21 protein-coding genes are annotated in these 21,987 nt (G+C 40.9%); 12 read left to right on the top strand and 9 right to left on the bottom strand.

The genetic code is table 11. The features are described 5' to 3' along the window. The first annotated feature begins 62 nt into the window (after positions 1-62). The 3 genes from asnC to recG are packed head-to-tail and all read left to right on the top strand — an operon-like array spanning position 63 to position 3,403. Complete coding sequence (asnC, locus tag L1272_RS18920) at positions 63-521, top strand: transcriptional regulator AsnC (protein WP_054554220.1); 459 nt, start codon at positions 63-65, stop codon at positions 519-521. Between the two features lie 44 nt (positions 522-565). Continuing rightward, positions 566-1,282, top strand: coding sequence for a tRNA (guanosine(18)-2'-O)-methyltransferase TrmH (trmH, locus tag L1272_RS18915; protein WP_054554219.1), 717 nt, complete (start codon positions 566-568; stop codon positions 1,280-1,282). Between the two features lie 39 nt (positions 1,283-1,321). Continuing rightward, entirely contained in the window at positions 1,322-3,403 is a 2,082-nt protein-coding gene (gene recG / locus L1272_RS18910) for an ATP-dependent DNA helicase RecG (RefSeq protein WP_199529936.1), read from the top strand. 80 nt (positions 3,404-3,483) lie between these two features. On the opposite strand, the gene L1272_RS18905 is transcribed toward recG, so the two are convergent. Both L1272_RS18905 and L1272_RS18900 read right to left on the bottom strand, forming a co-directional pair. After that, positions 3,484-4,416: a porin gene (locus L1272_RS18905; protein ID WP_054554217.1), complete on the bottom strand. Its 933-nt coding sequence runs from the start codon at positions 4,414-4,416 to the stop codon at positions 3,484-3,486. A gap of 196 nt (positions 4,417-4,612) precedes the next feature. Further along, entirely contained in the window at positions 4,613-5,467 is an 855-nt protein-coding gene (locus L1272_RS18900; RefSeq protein WP_054554216.1) for a LysR family transcriptional regulator, read from the bottom strand. Positions 5,468-5,557: 90 nt separating this feature from the next. On the opposite strand from L1272_RS18900, the gene L1272_RS18895 reads away from it, so the two are divergent. Together L1272_RS18895 and L1272_RS18890 are read left to right on the top strand one after the other, a co-directional pair. Continuing rightward, on the top strand, positions 5,558-5,932 hold the full coding sequence (locus tag L1272_RS18895) for a DUF413 domain-containing protein (RefSeq protein ID WP_054554215.1): 375 nt from the start codon (positions 5,558-5,560) through the stop codon (positions 5,930-5,932). 78 nt (positions 5,933-6,010) lie between these two features. After that, positions 6,011-7,246, top strand: coding sequence for a GGDEF domain-containing response regulator (locus L1272_RS18890; protein WP_054554214.1), 1,236 nt, complete (start codon positions 6,011-6,013; stop codon positions 7,244-7,246). Between the two features lie 2 nt (positions 7,247-7,248). Here the strand turns inward: L1272_RS18890 and rarD are convergent, their stop codons facing one another. Continuing rightward, positions 7,249-8,172, bottom strand: coding sequence for an EamA family transporter RarD (rarD, locus tag L1272_RS18885; protein WP_235374077.1), 924 nt, complete (start codon positions 8,170-8,172; stop codon positions 7,249-7,251). Positions 8,173-8,397: 225 nt separating this feature from the next. On the opposite strand from rarD, the gene recQ reads away from it, so the two are divergent. The 4 genes from recQ (at position 8,398) to L1272_RS18865 (ending at position 12,933) form a co-directional block, all read left to right on the top strand. Beyond that, a complete protein-coding gene (recQ, locus tag L1272_RS18880; protein ID WP_235374076.1) occupies positions 8,398-10,221 on the top strand; it encodes a DNA helicase RecQ in 1,824 nt (607 codons plus the stop codon). A 7-nt stretch (positions 10,222-10,228) separates the two neighbouring features. After that, positions 10,229-10,525, top strand: coding sequence for a DUF3630 family protein (locus L1272_RS18875; RefSeq protein WP_138601126.1), 297 nt, complete (start codon positions 10,229-10,231; stop codon positions 10,523-10,525). 67 nt (positions 10,526-10,592) lie between these two features. Beyond that, positions 10,593-12,308 (top strand): BamA/TamA family outer membrane protein, encoded by a 1,716-nt coding sequence (locus L1272_RS18870; RefSeq protein ID WP_235374075.1) that lies wholly within the window; start codon positions 10,593-10,595, stop codon positions 12,306-12,308. A gap of 64 nt (positions 12,309-12,372) precedes the next feature. Continuing rightward, on the top strand, positions 12,373-12,933 hold the full coding sequence (locus tag L1272_RS18865) for a mechanosensitive ion channel domain-containing protein (RefSeq protein WP_095209703.1): 561 nt from the start codon (positions 12,373-12,375) through the stop codon (positions 12,931-12,933). A 338-nt stretch (positions 12,934-13,271) separates the two neighbouring features. Here the strand turns inward: L1272_RS18865 and L1272_RS18860 are convergent, their stop codons facing one another. Genes L1272_RS18860 through L1272_RS18850 form a run of 3 tightly spaced genes read right to left on the bottom strand, consistent with a single transcriptional unit; the run spans position 13,272 to position 15,763 of the window. Further along, the gene (locus L1272_RS18860; RefSeq protein ID WP_138601134.1) at positions 13,272-14,330 is read right to left on the bottom strand and encodes a succinylglutamate desuccinylase/aspartoacylase family protein; all 1,059 of its coding nucleotides are present in this window, start codon (positions 14,328-14,330) and stop codon (positions 13,272-13,274) included. Positions 14,331-14,376: 46 nt separating this feature from the next. Then, positions 14,377-15,282, bottom strand: a complete 906-nt coding sequence (rimK, locus tag L1272_RS18855; protein ID WP_054554209.1) for a 30S ribosomal protein S6--L-glutamate ligase — start codon at positions 15,280-15,282, stop codon at positions 14,377-14,379. A 58-nt stretch (positions 15,283-15,340) separates the two neighbouring features. Beyond that, positions 15,341-15,763 (bottom strand): ATP-dependent zinc protease family protein, encoded by a 423-nt coding sequence (locus L1272_RS18850; RefSeq protein WP_054554208.1) that lies wholly within the window; start codon positions 15,761-15,763, stop codon positions 15,341-15,343. Between the two features lie 160 nt (positions 15,764-15,923). Between L1272_RS18850 and zntB the strand changes: the two genes are divergently transcribed. Continuing rightward, on the top strand, positions 15,924-16,895 hold the full coding sequence (gene zntB / locus L1272_RS18845) for a zinc transporter ZntB (RefSeq protein WP_235374074.1): 972 nt from the start codon (positions 15,924-15,926) through the stop codon (positions 16,893-16,895). Here zntB and L1272_RS18840 read toward each other — a convergent pair. Continuing rightward, the gene (locus L1272_RS18840; protein WP_054554206.1) at positions 16,890-17,111 is read right to left on the bottom strand and encodes a Rho-binding antiterminator; all 222 of its coding nucleotides are present in this window, start codon (positions 17,109-17,111) and stop codon (positions 16,890-16,892) included. The genes zntB and L1272_RS18840 overlap by 6 nt on opposite strands. A 255-nt stretch (positions 17,112-17,366) precedes the next feature. After that, positions 17,367-18,320 carry a hypothetical protein gene (locus L1272_RS18835; RefSeq protein ID WP_235374073.1) on the bottom strand — a complete coding sequence of 318 codons (954 nt, stop codon included), beginning with the start codon at positions 18,318-18,320 and terminating at the stop codon, positions 17,367-17,369. A gap of 81 nt (positions 18,321-18,401) precedes the next feature. On the opposite strand from L1272_RS18835, the gene L1272_RS18830 reads away from it, so the two are divergent. Beyond that, positions 18,402-18,647: a helix-turn-helix transcriptional regulator gene (locus L1272_RS18830; RefSeq protein WP_235374072.1), complete on the top strand. Its 246-nt coding sequence runs from the start codon at positions 18,402-18,404 to the stop codon at positions 18,645-18,647. A gap of 17 nt (positions 18,648-18,664) precedes the next feature. Beyond that, the gene (locus tag L1272_RS18825) at positions 18,665-20,173 is read left to right on the top strand and encodes a hypothetical protein (RefSeq protein WP_235374071.1); all 1,509 of its coding nucleotides are present in this window, start codon (positions 18,665-18,667) and stop codon (positions 20,171-20,173) included. Positions 20,174-20,991: 818 nt separating this feature from the next. On the opposite strand, the gene L1272_RS18820 is transcribed toward L1272_RS18825, so the two are convergent. Further along, entirely contained in the window at positions 20,992-21,588 is a 597-nt protein-coding gene (locus L1272_RS18820) for an HD-GYP domain-containing protein (protein WP_004589546.1), read from the bottom strand. Positions 21,589-21,987: the final 399 nt, after the last annotated feature.

The following is a 21,987-nucleotide window of genomic DNA, read 5'->3' as shown; positions in this document are numbered from 1 at the left end:
AAATTTTCATAAAAATAATGCTATAAATTTTACTGATTCAATAATTAACACTAATAAATACCATGGAAAATTATCAAATCGATAATCTCGATAAAAACATCCTTAATGCTTTAATGGAAAATGCGCGAACAGCGTATGCAGAACTTGCTAAACGCTTTGCAGTAAGTGCCGGAACTATTCATGTTCGAGTCGAAAAGATGAAACAAGCGGGAATTATTACAGGCACCCAAGTCAGTATTGATGCCAAACAGCTTGGTTACGATGTTTGCTGTTTTATTGGTATTAACCTCAACAATGCCCGTGATTACCCACAAACGTTACTGCATTTAAAAGAGCTAGAAGAAGTCGTAGAAGCCTATTACACCACGGGTAATTACAGTATATTTATCAAAGTGATGGCACGCTCAATTGATCATCTACAAGATGTGTTAATTAACAAAATACAAGCCATCGAAGCTATTCAATCAACAGAAACGCTGATCTCATTACAAAACCCAATTAGCCGTGCTGTTGTTCCCTAGGGTATAATCAGCGCCAATTAGAATCCGTCAACGAGCACACAACTATGGATACAACTCGCTTTGAGCGTGTTAAGCGCGTGTTAGATCGCCGCCAAACGGACCTAACGGTTTGTTTAGAAGAAGTACATAAGCATCATAATTTATCGGCCATTGCCCGCACAGCTGACGCGACAGGCTGCCATCATGTTCATGCTGTATGGCCAGAGAATCAAAAATGGTTAACTAACAATACTTCAGGTGGTAGTAAAAACTGGCTCGAAACTCACTTGCATCGCAATATCGATGAAGCCGTAGCCATGATGCGTGCGCAAAATCCTGATGTACAAATTTTAGCAACTCACCTCAGCGACGACGCAGTCGACTTTCGTGAAATTGATTACACCAAACCGACAGCTGTTATTGTTGGTCAAGAACGTGATGGTATTTCGCCGCGTGCCCTCGCTCATGCTGATAAAAACATCATCATCCCAATGCAAGGAATGGTGCAATCTCTTAATGTATCTGTTGCAGCGGCACTTATTTTATTTGAAGCACAGCGCCAACGTGAAGAAGCAGGTCTTTATAACCGCGATATGCTTGATGCGAAAGTTAAGCATCGTATTTTGTTTGAAGGCTGTCACCCTATCATTGCTGAACAATGCCGCGAAAAAGAGCTGCCGTACCCTGAGCTGGATGAAAATGGGGAAATTGTTGCTGATGAAACGTTCTGGAACATTTTAAAACACACGCAACCGCTTGAAGCCACTAACGAGTGCAAGTAAACTGAAAAACAGTCTACTAATTAATAATTTGAGTCACCTTTGAGTCATCCTAGCTTAGCGTTATACCCAATTACAGAATTAAAAGGCGTCGGCCCAAAAATGGCCGAGCGCCTTGCTAAGCTAAATATTCATACGGTGCAAGACATGCTGTTTCATTTACCTCACCGCTATGAAGACCGCACCCGTATTCATCCCATCTGCGAGCTGCAACCGCATAGCCATGTTAGTGTTGAAGCCACTATTGAAACCAGCCAAATTACCTTTGGAAAAAGGCGCATGCTGGTTTGCCAAGTAAATGATGGCACGGGCCGTTTAACGCTCAGGTTTTTTAACTTCAGCGCGGCTCAAAAAAATGCCTTAGGTACAGGTAAAATCATTCGTTGCTTTGGTGAGATCCGCCGTGGTCGTGTTGGCTTTGAAATGACACATCCTGAATACAGTTTATCGGATACCCCTTCTGAGCAACCAACTAATACCACGCTTACGCCTGTTTATCCTGTTACCGAAGGGCTAAAACAGTTATCTATTCGTGCGCTTAGCGATCAAGCACTTGCACTATTAACTAAGTACCCTGTCGAAGAGTTGCTGCCAGAACAGTTTCAGCCGACCGGAATGCGTTTAGCCGATGCACTTATGACCTTACATCGCCCACAAAACGATATTGATTTAACTGCCCTTGAACAAGGTATGCACCCTGCCCAGCAACGGCTAGTGTTTGAAGAGCTGCTTGCGCAAAACTTAAGCCTTTTAAAGCTACGCCAAAAAGGGCAAACGGTAAAAGCGGTTGCTTTAAAACCTCATAACCAACTTGAGCAACAGTTTTTAGCTAATTTAGCTTTTAGCCCAACCAACGCGCAAAGTCGTGTGGTGGCAGAAATCAAAGGTGACTTACAACACCCGTTTCCGATGATGCGCCTAGTACAAGGCGATGTCGGCTCTGGTAAAACCTTAGTCGCAGCGCTCAGTGCGCTCAGTGCTATCAGCGAAGGCTATCAAGTAGCGCTAATGGCACCAACAGAGATTTTATCAGAGCAACATGGCATCAACTTTAGCCAATGGTTTAATCAACTCGGTGTTGAAGTTGCCTGGTTAGGTGGCAAAAGTAAAGGTAAAGAGCGAGCAGCGACTTTGGAAAAAATCGCCTCTGGGGAAGCACAAATGATTGTTGGCACCCATGCATTATTCCAAGAACAGGTTGAGTTTAATAATCTCGTTTTAATTATTATTGATGAGCAACACCGCTTTGGTGTTCATCAGCGTTTATCACTGCGTGAAAAAGGCCGCTTTGGTGATTGCTACCCACACCAATTAGTGATGACTGCAACCCCTATCCCGCGAACCTTAGCAATGACAGCCTACGCTGATTTAGAAACCTCAGTGATTGATGAGTTACCACCCGGTAGAACGCCTATTACAACGGTGGCTATTCCTGATGCACGCCGAGACGAAATTATTCAACGTGTGAGAACAGCATGCTCAGAGCAAGGTCGTCAAGTGTATTGGGTTTGCACTCTGATTGATGAATCTGAAGTACTGCAATGCCAAGCCGCCGAGGATAGCGCCGAGCAATTAAAAGCAGCACTGCCAGAGCTAAACGTTGGCTTGGTGCATGGCCGGATGAAAGCCGCCGAAAAGCAAGCCATTATGAGTGAGTTTAAAGCCGGCAATATTCATGTACTGGTTGCCACAACCGTGATTGAAGTGGGTGTTGATGTGCCTAATGCGAGCCTTATTATTATTGAAAACCCTGAACGGTTAGGGCTTGCACAACTTCACCAGCTACGCGGCCGTGTTGGTCGTGGGGCAACGGCATCACACTGTGTTTTACTTTATCATGCGCCATTATCAGCTACAGCGCAAAAACGCTTAGGTGTGCTGCGTGAAAGTAATGATGGCTTTGTGATTGCTGAGCGAGATCTCGAAATCCGTGGCCCAGGTGAAGTACTTGGCACCAAACAAACAGGCTTAGCTGAATTCAAAATCGCCGACCTAAACCGCGATAAACAAACACTCAATCATGTCAGACCCATCGCTTTCAAAATATTGAATGACTACCCAGAACTTACCGATAAATTGATTCAACGCTGGCTTGCAGGCAAATCAAACTACGCACAAGCTTAAAGCTAACTTCAGTATAATTTTGTTGTTCAACAAAAAAAGCCCAGCTAATTAGCTGGGCTCACAAGTAAGGGAGTGTTCACTTAGAATTTGTATTCAATACCAACACCTAGGTAATCTTGGTCAACTTGATTGTCTGTATCAAACGTTGAGTAGAAACCAAATACTTTGGTGTTTTTGTTTAGCTTGTGATCAACACCTGCAGAAATAGCTGTTTTCTTATCGCCTTCATCAAAGTCAATTACTTGGTACTGTACTTTGAATGTGTTGCTATTCATTTGGTAAGCAGCATTTACTAAGTAGCCATCAGCTTCTGCGCTACCATCCACTTTTTCTTGTGTTTGGTACATAGCACCTAGTTTGAAGTCACCTAGTTTACCTTGTACTGTTGCACGAACAATGTCGTAACCTTTTACTTCGCTGTCAGCTGCAACTGATGCATAAAGTTTGCTTTCTTTAAGTTTTGCATCGCCGTAAGTTAACGCTACTGAGTACCCGTTATCAGCATCTACATCATCTTCAGCTACATAAGTTGCTAATACTTTGAAGCCACTGAAGTCTTTAGAAGCATAAGAAATAGTGTCGCCTAAACGGTTTTCACCTTTAAATGCGTTTTTGATATCGCCTTCAAGGTCATTGAATAAATCAACTTTACCTTGAGATTGCTTCATTGCTGTATCGTTACGACCGATAACAACTTGACCAAAGCTACCTTTCACACCCACGTATTGATTACGCGCAGTGATGTTATCGTCATTGTCGCCTTTTGAATCAGCGTCAGATACGTCTACACCAAACTCAAATTTATAAACCGCTTCTAAGCCTTCAGAAATTTTTTCTGAACCTTTTAAGCCAAAACGTGAGTTATTGCTTTTAATTTCAGTGAAAGACCCTTCGCCATCATCTGATGATTGAACAGTCACGTTTGCTTTACCATATACATCTACATCAGCTAGTGCAGAAAAAGATAAACCACCAAATAAAGCTAGGAATAAGCTAGACTTTGCAAATTTCATGTCGTTTCCTCAATAATCGCAACAAAAAACACATGTTGTGTTTCAATGCGCGCAGTGTGACAGCAAAAAATGACAGAAAGATGACAGTTGAAATAAAAGCGTCAATTTAGCTTCATAAAATGTAATTAATTTTGAAATAAAAACGTAACTCACTGTTGTAAAATTAAATTTTTATGAAAGCTAAATTAAATTAATTTTAAGCTTTTATTTGTAGCTCAGTTAATAAAGTGACTAACTTCTCTAACAGAGGGGTTTGCTCGTTGTCTCTGTGGTAAGCAACAAACACATCACGCGATGTATGCGCAACATCTTCAACATGATAAAGCTCACCAGATTTAAGCTGCTCTTCAACTAATAACTGAGGAATAAAGGCACTGCCGCCGCACTTCAAAATTAAATCAAGCGCAATACGGCCCGTACTGGTTCTAAAATATGGAGGGGCGTGGCCGTTAAACTCACGAGCATGCCATAAAGAAAAGGTGGTACCCCAATCAACATACACATATTGGTTATCGAAAAAGTTTTCACTATTTGCTGTTTCAAAAGCACTCACAGGAATAATAGGTAACTCACAAATTCGCTGTACAACCAGTTCATCTACTTTAGGGGGATCGAACAACACAGCTAAATCTAGAGTACGTTCCAGTAATAAGCGAGTACTCTCTTGTTGTGCTTTGACTTCAGCAACTAACGACACACCCGGCATAGCAGAAACAATATTAGTAATACCAAACTGTAAAAATGCATCCCAAATATTAGGTGTTCCTGCTAAGCTAATTTGCTTATGCATATTATCTGCAAGTGCCACATCAACTTTTGCGCGCTGCATACCCGTAATGATCATTTGTGCATGTGGCAGTAATCGCTCACCAGGCGCCGTTAACTGTATGTTGTTACGTTGGCGAATAAATAAGTTAACGCCTAAACCTTGCTCTAATTGTCTGATCCGAAAACTCACCGCAGACTGTGTAATATATAAATTTTCAGCTGCCTTACCGAAATGGCGCGTACGGACCACTTCAACAAAAGTCTTCAATAAATCGATATCCATTTTTTACCCTTACGATAAAAATAATTTGTTTAATAAAATCGACAACTTGATCCATACTCCAGCAAGAAATTAGGGCATGAGGATAAAGCCATGAGCAATGACATTTCATCACTTCGTCAGGCATTTGCAAGCCAACGTCAATTCTATGATGATCAAAATTTCCCACGCGGTTTTGGTCGTAGTGGTCACTTCACTTTGCTAGAAGCCGACATTCTCGAGCAGCATGGTGTTGTTCTAAAGGGTTTATACAACAAAACCCTAGAACCACAAAATGAATTTCAAACTCAATTTGTACAAGTTGTCACCGGCAATCTTGAAGCGACCAATGCAATTGAACGTGCTTGGGTCAAATACCTAAAGCAAACCACTTGCAAAACGAAATTTCATACATTGTTTGGACGTTCCCGTATTGCAAACCCAACAACACAAAGCGTTGAATATTATTCTGAGTCAGACAGCTTATAACGATTTGCTTTTTTAGGCTTTTAAGGTTAAAACTTGTAGTAACTATTGCTTCGCCAAAAAGTTATAACAAGGCAAACCGTGACTAGAAGAATATTAATAATTGAAGATACGCCAACGATTGCGCGAGTGCAAAAGCATATCGCGCAAAAAGTTGGTTATGAAGCCGATATTGCAGGCTCGTTGGCTGAAGCAAAAAAGTTAGTTGAAGAGCACTCTTATTTTTGCTCGGTAGTAGACTTTATTCTACCTGATGCACCAAAAGGCGAAGCAATTCCTTTTACTATCGCCTCTGATATTCCCACAATTGTCATGACGGGAAACCTAGATGAGACAACGCGTAATATTGTCGAAAAGCACCCAATAATTGACTACATTACTAAAGAAAATAAACAAGCTTATCAGTATCTGGAAAAACAACTCGCTCGCTTGCCTCGAAATGAACAAGTGCAAGTTCTTGTCGTTGATGATTCAGCGGCAACTCGCCACCACATTTGTAACTTATTAACTCGTCACAAATACCAAACCATTGAAGCTGTTGATGGTGTCGACGCTTTAAAAGTACTGGCTGAAAACCCAAAAATATCGGTGATCATTACCGATAACGAAATGCCAAACATGAATGGGGATGAGCTTTGTGTTGAAATTCGTCGTTTATATTCCAATGATGAAAAAGCCATAATCGGCATTTCTGCACTCGATACTCTGCACTTATCAACGCGCTTTTTAAAATCTGGTGCAGACGATTACCTTCGCAAGCCATTTAATAATGAAGAATTCTATTGCCGGCTAAGTCAAAACGTCGACATGCTTGAAAACATTAAAACGATTCGTTTACAGGCAAACACTGATTACCTCACTAAGCTGCCTAATCGCCGCTATTTCTTTGGTGAAGCAAACAGCCACCTCAAAGCTGCAAAACTGGCAGAAAACTCTGTCTCTTTAGCTATGATCGATATTGACCACTTTAAATCAATAAATGATAACTATGGTCATGATGCCGGTGATGAAGTGCTTAAGGGCCTATCGCAATGTATGGCAAAGTATTTTAAAAATAATTTAGTTGGCCGCTTTGGTGGTGAAGAGTTTGCAGTATATTTTGCTGATCAAGACCGACATGAATCGTTACAGCGTTTAGAAAAATTCCGCTTATTTGTTGAAAAGCACAGCCCTGAATTTAGCAAAGACCGTATCAAGTTTACGCTGTCGATTGGTTTTCATAATGGGCCTATTTATAGTTTAGATGAACTAATAAAACAGGCCGATCTAAAGCTTTATCAAGCAAAAGAGTCTGGGCGCAACAAGCTAATAAGCTAAGCCTATACAGGCTTAGTCACTGCCTCTAATTTCGCTTTGCGTTGCTTACGACTTTGGCGGTACGAATCCCAACTGAATAACGCCAAAGCGCTCCAAATACAGGCAAAGGTCACCACACGCTCAGCATCAAATACCTCACCATAAAAAGCCACGGCAAGCATAAACATTAAACTTGGACCTATGTACTGAAAAAGGCCTAATGTGCTGTACTGAAGGCGTTTTGCTGCACCGGTAAAACACAACAGTGGTAAAGTTGTCACCACTCCTGCACTTATCAGTAACACGTTAATATGCCAATCATTTGCAGTTAAATCAGAGCTTGGCGAAGGCGCCATAAACCACCAGTAAATAAGTGCAACAGGTAATAAAATAAGTGCTTCGAGCAATAACCCAGGTAATGATTCAATCGGCAGCTTTTTGCGTAAAAGACCATAAATAGCAAACGAGCCAGCTAGCGAAAAAGCAACCACAGGAAATGATCCAAAGCTCACTAATTGAAGCAGCACACCACAAAGCGCGAGGCCTACAGCAACGCCTTGCCATTTACGCAGCCGCTCACCTAAAAACAACATACCAAGCAACACATTTAGTAGTGGGTTGATGTAATAACCTAAACTAGCATCGAGCATGTGATTATTGTTCACCGCCCAAATAAATAACCCCCAGTTAAAGCCAAGTAAACTTGCTGTTATTACCAACATCAAAAGTAATTTAGGTTGCCCAAGCACAATTCGAATACGCTGCCATTGATGACGAGCTGCAATAATAAGAAGTAAAAATAACACCGACCAAATAACACGGTGCATTAAGATCTCAAAAGCAGAAACCTGCTGAAGAAATTTAAAATAAATGGGTGCAAGACCCCACATAAAAAAGGCTAAACAAGCGAAAATGACACCTTTTCGCTGCTCAATGTTGGTAGGCATAAGTTTGGCTTTATAGTTTAAAAGCGCTATTTTACGCCCCCTAAACAGTGACGCAACCAAAACACGCTAAATAAGCCCATGTATTTACTTCTTAAAAGGGACTGCCATTGTTGCAAAGTAACGCCGTGACATTAAGCTCCTGTGAAACGCTGAATTCTGCATTTTGAGATAGTTTGGGTATATTGCTAAAGACATCGCTATAAAAAACCACTAAAATGCTCGGCGATGAATACCAATACCGCAATGTCCAACACACCCGTTCGATCACCACAAGCCGTACTCAAACAAGTGTTTGGTTACAAGGACTTTCGTGATGGCCAAGAAGCGATTATAGCCGCAGCGCTAGACGGCCAAGACTCGCTTGTACTTCTACCAACGGGTGGAGGCAAATCATTATGCTATCAAGTACCCGCTTTGATCCTCGATGGTGTTACTGTGGTTATCTCGCCGCTTATATCCTTGATGCAAGACCAAGTTGCCCAACTAAGAGCGCTCGGCGTGCAAGCGGCCTACATCAATAACAGCCTGCCTTTTGAAGAGCAACAAGCTGTCTATCAACAATTACACTACGGCCAAATTAAGCTGTTATATGTTGCACCAGAAAAAGTATTACAACACGAATTTTTAGAGCGCTTGAGTCATCTTAAACTCGCACTTTTTGCTATTGATGAAGCTCACTGTGTGTCGCATTGGGGGCATGACTTTAGGCCGCATTACTGTCGGCTCAACGAGTTAAAGCAACGCTTTATGCACGTGCCCATGATGGCCCTTACAGCAACGGCAGATAAAGCAACTCGTTACGATATTATTGAACAGCTTCAGCTTAACCACCCTTACGTGCACACTGGTAGCTTCGATAGACCTAACATTCGTTACACCATAGAAGAAAAATTCAAACCTATGGTACAGCTGCTTCGATATTTAAAAGAGCAGCAAAATCAAAGCGGCATTATTTATTGCACCAGCCGAAAACGGGTTGATGATGTAGCCGAAAAACTTGCTGACGCAGGGTTTAATGCCGCCGCCTACCATGCAGGTATGAGCAATGAACAACGCCAATTTGTGCAATCGGGCTTTGCCCGTGACGATATTCAAATTGTGGTTGCGACCGTTGCCTTTGGCATGGGGATTAATAAACCAAACGTACGTTTTGTGGTGCATTACGATATTCCAAAAAGCATTGAGGCTTACTACCAAGAGACCGGTCGTGCAGGTCGTGATGGTCTGGCTGCAGAAGCGATAATGTATTTTGATCCGGCCGATATTGGTCGCGTACGCCGCTTTTTTGAAGATATTGAAGACGAGCAACGGCGTCGTGTTGAAGAACAGCGCTTTAATGCTATGGCCAGCTTTGCCGAAGCACAAACATGCCGCAGACAAATTTTGCTAAATTACTTTAGTGAATATAAGCGCGAAACCTGTGGTAACTGTGATATTTGCTTAAACCCACCGACTAGCTTTGATGGCACACTTGTCGCGCAACAAGCTCTCTCGTGTGTGTATCGTGCAGAACAACGTTTTGGTATTGGCTATATTGTTGAGTTACTGCGCGGCGCAAACACTAGCCGTATTCGTGATAACAATCACCACCAGCTAAGCACCTATGGCATAGGAAAAGAGCATAGTGTGGAGTTCTGGCTGAGTATTTTAAGGCAGCTTATCCATCAAGGGTTATTGAGCCAAGATATTACCCAAGGCTCTTCATTACGCTTAACCGAAGCCGCCCGTGCGGTGCTTAAAAGTGAGTATGCACTGCAACTTGCTGAACCTCGCCTACAAGCTAAGCACGTTTACCAAGATAAACTTGCTCAGTTTAATTACGATAAAAAGCTGTTTGCAAAATTACGTGCCTTACGTAAAGAGTTGGCAGATGCTGATGATGTACCACCTTATGTGATTTTCAATGATAAAACCCTCGCTGAAATGGCGCAGTTAATGCCAACCAACGACAGTGAGTTTTTAAAAGTGTCGGGTGTTGGTTTCACTAAGCTCAATAAGTACGGCGCACCGTTTTTAAATACCATTCGCGACTATCTTGCCTCTAATTAGGACTGCTATGACTGAACTAAGCTATGATGCTGAGCATGAAATCATTCTCATAACGTCAAGTGAGCTTCCACACGACGAAGACTTTGAACTTTGGGCAACCCTTTTCTTACACGCTCCAGCAATAACAACCGCCGACTTTGATGCTGGCGCTGATCGTCATCAATTACGCTTTCACTTTACAGATCATAGTTTTAATCTAAACTTTGAACATTACAGTGAAAGTATTTGGATCAATGCTGAAGGCATTGAGGCCAGTGCAGTTTTACCGCAACTTTATCAATATTTAGTCATGCAATTACAATAATAAGCTAGACTTTTTTCCACGCTTAGTATGTAGTAGTTGCACAGGACATACTCAACTAAGGGTGTAAATGGGATTTAAGCAGTCGCACTTTGTTGCTAGGCTAATAACACTATTACCAATCTGCATAGCAGCCAATGTTCATGCAGAACAGCAATTCACTGACGATAATAATTATTGTCAAAACCAGCGCACGCTTAAATCGCAAGATAATAACTTACGCCGCCAACTCGATGCCGATAACCCCCTACCCGACGCTGCTAATAACCGTAAAATAGTCTCTATTGAACTTGAACAGCTGAATGTCTTTAACACTGAGCTAGAAGAAGAAAATAACTTTTTATTCCGGTTTGCCAATCGCGCTCACATGACGACTGAGCCAGAAGTAATACACAGCGTTTTATTGTTCGAAGAAGGTGATGTTTACAATCCACGTAAATTACTAGAGTCAGAGCGGTTACTGCGTAAACAAGGCTATTTATATGATGCACGTATCAACGCAAAGCTCGATTGTGATGGCAACGTCCATGTAAAAGTCATTACGCGCGATCTGTGGACTTTATTACCAGAAATAAGCTTTAGCCGTAGCGGCGGTGAGAATGAGTCGAGTATTGGCTTTCGCGAGTCAAACTTTTTAGGCTGGGGTAAACGAGTGTCATTTAGCCGCACCCGTGATGCTGATCGCACAGGTTACCTATTTGTGTATGACGATCCACATATATTCTCTAGCCGTTATCAAGGCCGTTTAGAATACTCAGACAACGATGACGGTAAACGTCATTACCTCGATGTCAGCTACCCGTTTTTCTCGATTGATACGCCCTACAGTTACGGTGTTACAAGTTACTCTGACCAGCGTAGAGAATCTCTTTACTACCGTGGTGATGTAGTTAGCGAATTTGAGCAAAAGACCATATTAAACCGTGCTTACTTTGGTCACTCATCACAACTTGGCAATAGCTGGACTCAGCGTATCAAACTCGGGGTAGAAAATCGTAAGGATACTTTCAAGGCCATATCATTAACAAATTTACCTATTGCTGAAGACCGAACGCTCAACTACCCCTATGTTAGTGCACAGTGGTTTGAAGATCATTACGTTAAGGTAAGAAATTTCGATAGCATCTACCGAACAGAAGATTTAAACCTCGGTTGGAATATCCGCGCTTTACTCGGTTATTCGAGTAAAGATTTTAGCGACGATGCCAACCGTACTATTTATTCGTTATCTTTATCAAAGGCGCATTACTCTGGAGACAACCAATTGTGGCGCTTTAAAGCAGACCTTGATGGCTACTGGAATGAAGAAACCGATGACGTAGAAAACCTGTTTGCCAGCACGCAGTTACAGTATTACCTCAATACCACACTAAGACAAAGCTGGTATGCCAAAGCCCGCCTACAATATGCAGAAAATCTCACAGCTGATAAGCAACTCACGATTGGTGGGGAGAATGGCCTGCGTGGATACCCGCTTGACTACCAAGTTGGCGACCGCAGCTTTTTAGTGACTTTAGAGAAGCGCTACTACTGGGAATATGACTTACTGCAATTGTTTAAAGTGGGTGGTGCCGCGTTTTATGATATTGGTAGAGCTTGGTATAACAACAAAGATAATGGCGATAACGGTAACGTGCTGCAAAATGTGGGAGTGGGCCTTCGCTTAGCGCCAAGCCGTGCCAATGCCGGTACGGTAATTCACCTAGATATTGCCGCACCAATTAACAAGCAAGATGATGATATCGACTCTGTGCAGTGGCTAGTAACGGTTAAAAATACCTTTTAAAGTAGTGTTATTGTTTAGCTAAAAAGCTAAAATCGAAACGTAAAATATTAATTTAGGAACCCTTTTGGACTTCGTCGAATTCTTTAACGAGCAATATCATTTAATCGTGACTGTTATCGCGGTTTTGCTTTACCCGCTGCTTCGTAAAACCACCAAAAAACTGCTGTTAAAAGCAATTAAAGGCAAAGCTGATCCGCATCGTGAATACCGTGCTGAGCTGTTGCTCAATATCATTCTTGCCATTGTCATGCTGTGTTTAGTATTGGTTTTTTGGGGTATAGAGCTACGCGGCTTACTAGTACTTGGCTCATCCATTTTTGCCATGCTAGGTGTCGCGCTTTTTGCAGCCTGGTCGTTACTAAGTAACCTAACAGCCTTCTTGTTGATGTTTATTCAAAACGACTGCCGCGTTGGCTTTTGGGTGAGAGTAATTGACGGTGCAAACTTCTTAGAAGGCCGCATTATCGAAATGGGACTAATGAACGTGGTACTTGAACACGTTGATGGTCACAAAGTGATTTACCCAAACAACATCTTTGTTACCCGCCCTGTGATGGTCCTAAAAAACCCACCTACGGCAACCAAAGCGCCAACCATAAAACGTATTTTAGGTCCAAAAAAGTAACGACTTTAAGTTAACGAGATGCTTGCTAAAGAGGTGTTTTTTTTCTGCTTCCATAGGCGATTAATATAAAACTAAATAAAATGACTAGAGGGTGAAATAACACAATGTGAACAACACTTTGCTCAGTAAAAAAGCCGTGCGTAAGTGAAATAGCAAGCGTGCATAAGCCTGTATAAAATAGAAAAATTTTCATCTTTGATCCTTTAGTCATTCTTACGACAAGTAAGTAAAAAAACTATAAAACTTGTACTTGCTCTAAGGTCAAGTATTAGATGGGGACAGGCGGATACAAAAAAGCCAAACAGGTAGTTTGGCTTTTTGAATTACAGAATAGGGTATTAGTTATTTAATTCTGCGGTTTTTAACTCGTCTTCAATATCACTTATTTCATCAATAAAGTTTTCGAGCTGTTGTTCAACTAGGCTGTTTGCGTGAGCAAAGTAAGCAAGATGGAATACGGCATCCCCCTCGTTTACCAGCGGCATTGTTTGCTGACCAATGACAATACCGCTGCGTGGCGCTAGTAACTCAAGCTCAGCATCACCAAGAGGGCTACTAATATAAGCTAGAACCTGCCCTTTCATTACTCGCTCACCGAGTGATACTTGTGCACGAACAATACCGTCAACTTCAGCGCGTACCCAACTCGTCGAGCTTGCAATAATCGGCTCTGGTAGCTTTTTAGCACGCTTGCCACGCACCATTTTTAAATGGCGCATGACATAGTCAACACCTTGCACACCAGCTGCAATGGCTATTGGGTCAAAGCGTAGCGCTTCGCCGGCTTCATAGGTAATAACGGGTATTCCTAAATTGGCCGCTTCACTGCGCAATGAGCCATTACGAAGTGACGCGTCAATCACCGCTGGAGTACCAAACGCTTTTGCCATAGCCGCCGTTGCAGGGTCGCTCAAATTGGCACGAATTTGTGGCAAGTTAGTTCGGTGAATTGCACCTGTGTGCAAATCAATAATATGCGTACAATGCATTGCCACCTGAGTAAAAAACGCATTCGCCATTCGCCCTGCTAACGAGCCTCGTGTTGAGCCCGGAAAACTGCGGTTCATGTCACGGCGGTCTGGTAAATAGCGTGACTTGTGAATAAAGCCAAACACATTCACAATCGGTACCGCAATAATAGTACCGCGCAATTGCTCTGGATCGATTTTAGCAAGCAACTGCCTAACAACCTCAACACCATTGAGCTCATCACCGTGAATTGCAGCACATACCATTAATACAGGCCCTTGCTGCACACCATTGACGACTTCAATTGGAATATTTAACGGCGAGTGGGTGTAAAGCTTGGCAGCTTCAATCGCAAATGTTTTACGTTCGCCAACACCAACCGTATCGCCTAAAATTGAAAACGGTGTATTTTTCTTAACCTTAGCCACGCACTTTTCCTTTTAATAGAGCGCTTATTTTCCTATGGGTAAAGGCTTAACCTTTACCACGCGTTGCAGTTCTTTTTGATGCCGCTGTTTTTTCAATAAACTCAACAATCATGCCTGCAATGTCTTTGCCGGTTGCAACTTCAATACCTTCAAGACCAGGTGAAGAGTTAACCTCCATCACCAATGGACCACGTGCAGAGCGAAGTAAATCAACACCCGCTACGTTTAAACCCATCGCTTTAGCAGCTGCAACCGCTGTTCTTCTCTCTTCTGGAGTAATACGAACCAATGTCGCACTACCACCTCGGTGTAAATTAGAGCGAAATTCACCTTCTTGCGCTTGACGCTTCATCGCAGCAATTACTTTATCGCCTAATACAAAACAGCGAATGTCCGCACCGCCCGCTTCTTTGATATACTCTTGCACCATAATATTGGCTTTTAAGCCCATAAACGCTTCAATTACACTTTCTGCAGCTTTACGTGTTTCAGCTAATACCACACCAATACCTTGGGTACCTTCAAGTAGCTTAATAACCACTGGCGTGCCACCCACCATGCTTAATAAATCTTTTACATCATCAGGTTTACTTGCAAAGCCTGTTACTGGCATACCCACACCTTTACGTGAAAGTAGCTGTAATGAACGTAACTTATCGCGTGAGCGAGTGATCGCCACTGATTCATTGACAGGGAATACCCCCATCATTTCAAACTGACGTAATACCGCACAGCCATAAAAGGTCACTGATGAACCAATACGCGGTACGATAGCGTCAAAATCTTTTAAATTTTCACCGCGGTAATGGATTTCAGGCTGCTCTGAATTGATGTTCATATAACAACGAAGTGCATCAATTACTTTCACTTCGTGACCACGTTGCTCTGCTGCTTCAATTAAGCGACGTGTTGAATATAAATTTTGGTTGCGAGATAAAATACCAAGTTTCATAGTTAAAAACCTTAACTGATAAACTCATACACGTAACAACGTGTGATAAGTCCTTTTCCTATAATAAATGAGATAAAGCCGGATCAACGACTATGCGATTTTCCATTGCTGTACGCCCTAACAACATTCTAAACTTCATTGTTGAACGGTTACTTAAAGTCACCCTTACAGGCCAGCTTTGGGTTCCTGCGACTAATTTTGTTTCAATAAAGTAGCGTAGCTCACGCTGACCGCTTGAACTGGTCACATACTTACGCTCAACTACTTTGGCGCGACACTCTACCGTTGTTTCTACATCGTCTTGTAGAGGATGGGTAGTAAATTTCACCCATGCTTCGCCATTTTCTGAAAATTCCTCAATGTCAAAAGCATGAATACATGAAGTTCTCGCTCCGGTATCAACTTTTGCTTTGATTTTTTCTATTCCCAGTTCAGGCAGGCCAAGCCACTCTCGCCAGCCAACAATAATTTTTGCGCTCATTAATGTGCCCTCTATAAAAAAGTGTCTTATACGCTACAGAGCTAGAAACACCAACGAAATATATTTATCCCCTCGATAAATCGATTTCATTAATATAGTCTTGACTATACTAATGTATATACTCAACTATATCGCACTATTTGTAAAACGAGAGTTCAATATGATCAATGGGTTACTTCATGTCTTAATCTTAGACGAACAAGGCGGTGCACGTGCTATTGAAAATAGTACTGAGCTGCAAAATTGGCAACCCGAACACGGAAAACTTTGGGTGCACATGGACTACAGTCAAGCTGAAGCCGTTGAATGGCTTGAGCAAAGTAATTTATTAACTGATTACGAACTTGAGTCGCTGATTGCCGATGAAACACGCCCGCGTTTAAGTAAAGTCACTAATGGTAATATGCTGTTTTTACGTGGAGTTAACTTAAACCCAGCGCAAAGTCCAGAAGACATGGTCTCGCTACGCTTGTTTATTAACGAAAACATTGTGGTCACAACACGTAAGCGCCGTTTATTATCGGTGCAAGATATTGTTGAATCGTTCGATGGCAGCAATGGTCCTTGCACAATTTCTGAGTTAGTGTGCCAATTAGCGCAAAACCTAACCTCGCGTATGCAAGCTGTTATCGACAGTTTAGATGACACACTCGATGGATTTGAAGATGAAATTGATGAACCAAACAAAGGCTTTGATCATCAATCATTAGCACAAATTCGCCGCCAGACAATCGCGTTAAAACGTTATCTACGGCCACAAAAAGAAGCACTTATTACTTTGTTAAACAACAAGTATAAGTGGTTAGATGAAGACGATAAGGCACGCTTAAACGAAACAACTAATATGTTGATCCGTTATTTAGAAGAGCTAGATAGCTCAATTGAACGCGCGCAAATTATTCAACAAGCAATTACTAGCCAAGTATCTGAGCAACTAAATCAGCGCATGTATGTGATGTCGGTGGTTGCTGCACTGTTTTTACCACTTGGCTTCTTAACAGGCTTATTAGGTGTAAACGTAGGCGGTATTCCGGGCACTGAAAGCCCTTACGCATTTAGCTTGTTTATTATTTTCTTGGTGGTGCTAACCGTTGGGATTGGCATTTACTTTAAAAATAAAAAATGGCTATAGCTCGACAACCTTTTTAATTAAATCAAGGCGGACGGCATGTTCGCCTTTTTTTGTTGCCAAAATCAGGTGCTCGCCATCGGAGTTGAGTATTTTGAGGGTCTCAGCTTTTCCTTCTAACTGCTCACCAGATTCTAAGGTAATGCGTAATAAAGAGTTATGCATGCACCATAATTCATATTTATCGTAGTCGCCACAGGCGATAGGTTGATAAGTCATTAGCTTTTTGAGATTGCTGAAGGAATAAATCGAGCTTAGAAGATATTAAAGTGAAGAGCAAATGGCGCTCTCGGCAGGGATCGAACCTGCAACTTAGCCTCCGGAGGGCTAATATATGCTTTATTATTTAGGTCTTATTCTCTTAAAGCCTCAGAACGACGGTAACTTTGACTAAGTAGAGTTAACTTAAACTAATCCTACTTAACAGTCCAAGTGTCCCAGTATTGTCCCTAAGCTTCAAGAAGTCAATTTTAACTAGAGATACTTTAACTTCGTTTCTGCAAAAAATTTGGGCTCTCCTATAGTATTAGCTCTTTGAAATAAATATTGAATCTCCTTCTCTTTTGTTGAAAGTTCAATCTTTCCAAACTTCTCAAATCGCCAAAGCTCTTTACTAATTAAGAAATTCTTGTTTAGTAAACTCAAGTACCTCTCTTCGTAACAAACTTTAGCCAGTGAGTAAACTTGGTCAAAATATTTAGCCATAAAAAAACCATACCCTATGATAATTGGAGCTAACTCTTTAAGCCCAAAGTATTTTGGCTGAAAGAAAGTATCTTCTGATTCTCTTTTTTCTAGGTATATTACTGAAACAAATTTTTTCCACTCATTATTTCGAAATAAGTAATTGATAATATTATCAAATGCCTTAAACATTTCTAGAGTCCCGCTGAAGACACTAAGTTTTATCTCACTAGATAAAGAGTTAACTAATGAATTAAAAACTTTATCTTTTAGTAAAATCTCATCATTACTTTTACAAATAATCAACAATTGAGTTGCCATTTCATAAACTATTTGAAGCATACTGTCACTTTCAATCATTAAAAATAATTTCTGAGGCCCCTCTTCATAAGCACGCATACTACCAGGTATCACTTGGTCAATCAGCTTGACTAATGTCGAATGCGCCACACGTTCACCTTTTCTGTATTTCTTACCATTATTTGTAAACTCTTTCTCAAAATTTGAATAAGGTGATAGTTTTTGCAATTTAACTGCCATTTTTTTATCGGAGTAAATATGGGTAAGAGTAGCGTTCTCTTTTTGTCTCTTTAAGTTCTCCTTCCTCTTGTTATTTCGACTCTCTCTTAATTCAAGTTCAATCAACTTATCCCGAACGAACCAGAACCAATATTGTGTTCTTAAACTACCTAATACCCTGTACATATCAAATCCATAGAAAAAAGTTAGGGCAAAATCATTCAAAATTTTGCCTAATTAAATTTTTATTATCTTTGAAAAAATACATCACATCGAAACACATTCTCTAAAAACGAGATGAATGACATGAATAAATTACTCACCGCCGATGAATTAGCAGCTTTCCTTCGTACAAGTAGAGCACAAATCTACAACACTATAAATAAGGGGGGAGATGGAGTTGATATCCCGCAAAGTATACAAATTGGGAGACGGAGGTTATGGCCAAAATCTGCAATTGATAGTTGGGTGGAATACAAACTATCTGAAAGAAAGGATAAAACTTCCGAAAGCAAGGCTCAAGTCTTAAAAAAAACCATCAATCGAATTTAACGTATAAGGAAATTACAATGAAAAGTTTGTTAAAAAAAATCACTCATGTGTTCAGAAACAATCAACCGAAGCCTTTAAATGAAAACACAGTTCATAAAAATGACTGTACTAAAACTTCCCCCTCTTCTGATTTTAAAAATGATAAAGCTTTTTATCTAAAACCTTCTCAGAATGCTGATAAGTTCACAAAAAGCAAAGTCTATAAACAAAACAAGTACTTTGATGAAATTGAAGAACTATTAAATGGAGTAGATCTTAACTCGCCACCAGGACTCGCTGGAGATATATGTAACGATATTGCTTTGACTGAAAGGCGTGCCTTACCCTCACTAAGATTAGCCGCCGCGCTAGTTATTTTATCAATGCTCAGTCATAAGAGACTCAATATAGACGGTGAAAAAATGACATTTTTTGCAATGATCACAGCTCTTTCTGGAAGTGGTAAAGAAGCTCATCAACGTTATGTAAAAGAACTTATGGCTGCTCTTGGACACAATGAAATGTTTCATGGAAAACCACGTTCTGACAGAAATATCATCTTAGATCTCTTCGAGTCTTTAGGTGTTGTTTATCTTTTAGATGAAGGACATGAGTTGTTTAATAAAGCATTATCATCAAAATCAGCTTCATTTGAATCAGGCATGGGGGACTTACTTCTTGAATTGAAAACTACTTCTCTATATTTATTAAGTGGTAATTATACAAGAGAAATTGGGGCAAAAGTAAGTAAAGAGATTGAACAGTTAAGTAAAAAGGTCTCTCTAACTCAACACGAAGAAAGCCATTTATTAAAACTGGAGATGTCAGCTAGTTATATTAAAAACGGTATGGATAACCCCTATGTCTCGCTTGCGAGTTACTCAACACCAACCAAAGCTGACTCATTAATTAATGAAGAAACTATTTGTAGTGGATTTATTGGTCGTTTTTTCTATTTCAGAGGTGAAGAGTTCAGGGGAAAGCTCATTATTCCATCGATTTGTAGGCCCTCAGAACATATCTTTGAGCGCTGCAAAGCTCTGAATGGGTTAAATGACAAGATTAAATTATCACCTGATTGCGAAGATTTTTTAAAAAAGGTTACTGAGTACTTTGATCAAGATAAATTGTTGAACCATATTCAACTCGGTGCAATTTACGCCAGAGCAACAGAACAAATAAAACAGATGGCATCACTACTTGCCGTTGAAACCGGAGTTGTTACAGTTGAAGAATTGATGTACTCAACTCGCTACTTTCAGCAAAACATAGACTACTATATGGAAGTCATAAATAAAAAACTTATTGCTGATCGGCAGAAAGTATTAAAAAGTGCCGATGAAATAATAAAAAAAACGTCACAGAAGAGTGGCCCAGTCTCAAAAGGTGTGCTAGCAAACCAGCTCGATAAACGCAATTCGACAATAAGAAAGATGCGCTCAGAACAAGATAGCAAGTTTCACTATAAGTTAATTAATATTTTAATTAAGCAAGGAAGGGTAATCGAAGAAAATGGTAAATATTTACATATTGAGCACAGCAGTTAAAAAGTGGTTAAAGATTTTTAGACTCGATCCATAACGCTCTAAATACTCTAAATACTCTAAATTAGAGACATAATAGTAGAGTGTTTAGAGCGAGATGGATAATAGAGTGTATGAATTGAATAGTGAAAGAGCTCATGCATTCACTTGGGTAATTAAAGATGCAGTTTGTAGTGGCATAGTGTTGTGATTGGCAGTATTTTCAAATACAAAAAACGTTGTTGCTGGGTGTGGTTGGGCGTACCCTTACTTCAATTAAATCTGTACACTTAAATCAAAAGACATGTTCGGAACAAAATTGTTCAAACAACTAGAATTTCCATTAAATTTTAGTCTCAACTAAAAGTCTAATAAACATCGGATTATCCCCCCAACATTACAACCTAAATCATCAAGTATTTCATGAATATCTGTCTTAACAAAACCGTTCTTGTTCGGTTGCACGTTTAATGTTGGTTAAAGTTCAAAGTTGCTAGGGTATGACTATTGCCATATAAAGTTACAACGTACACTATTTTACAGCCAAAACATGATGCTGTGACACTTATGCCTTGTAGCTTGCTCACCGGAAAATTCTATAGAGCCCAGAGGTGAGTAAGTGTTAAGAAAAGTTGCTTTTATCTTCCACAAACTCGCTTTGGGGCATAAATGAGTTAGAGCCGAAGGACGGCTCTGTGCCAATTGCAGACATTAGCAACGCCTGAGCTCAGGTGCATTTGAGACAACGCCTGCTTTTGCGTTAGCAAAAAAGTGGGTGGCGGATCAAATATCATCTGCAGAGACTTTTTAGGCAGCGTTCACCGTATTCTAGGAACGAGCGTTTACGAGGCACGTGCCGAACTGGCCTTTATGACTTTTGTAAACAACAAAAAAATATTTGGATCAAACTTCGTGTCCACTTCATGCTTCAAGATATTCATAGTTTCAAGGTGCGATTTAGCCATGCGGTATGGCCTGCTAGTCGTCAGTGCATCATACGCATCAATGATCGAAAGTATTCGACTACTCAGGGGAATATCGGCACCAGCCAGTCCGTCCGGGTATCCGCTTCCATCAAATGCTTCATGATGATGTCTGACAATAGACGCGACCTCGTCTCTGTTTGTCAGGAATGTCTCACTAATTATTCTCTCACCGATAACCGAGTGAGCCTTTATCTCTTCCCTTTCATCAGGTGTGAGCTTTCCAGGCTTCGAGAGAACAGTATCACGAACTCCAATCTTACCCACGTCGTGTAATTGACTGGCAATACGCAAGTCATCTAATGAGGGGGCACTCAAATCGGCCGCACGCCCCACTTCCAACGCAAGCGCACAGACGCGGTCACAATGGCCTCTAGTATACGCATCGCGCGCGCACAATGCCGTAATGAGTGATGGGTAAGCATTTTCTTGATCTGGTGCGAGGGCAAAAGCCATTGAATATCTCTCCTTGTTCAGCAACGCCTAACAATTTAATAGTGCGCTCATCACGCATATTTTTGCTGACTTCAAGCTCATCTATCCACATTCCAACAAATAACCGAGGGTATTTCAAGATTTTAAATAAATTTAAATGTAGGATATGCGCGTTGCTCGTTTGCTTGACTATATGAATAAACGACACAACTTTATCTATTAATTAGCCCAAAATTTAGCCATCCTCAATGACCGGTTATCGCTCTTTTGAGGCATTCGCCTCAACACGTTTTTGGACAAAATGTATGGTACGCCCCGTTTTGCAAGTTAATAACTAAAAATAACGGAGATGGTTTGCGCTAATGTATTCAGAGTCTATTAGAGACTAACATTAGTCCCAGCTCTACGATGAGATCTGCG

This window comes from Pseudoalteromonas sp. PAST1 (assembly GCF_021532515.1).
GTDB lineage: Bacteria > Pseudomonadota > Gammaproteobacteria > Enterobacterales > Alteromonadaceae > Pseudoalteromonas > Pseudoalteromonas simplex.
Note: the sequence above shows the minus strand (reverse complement) of the source record. Positions and strands in the feature narration are given on the sequence as shown.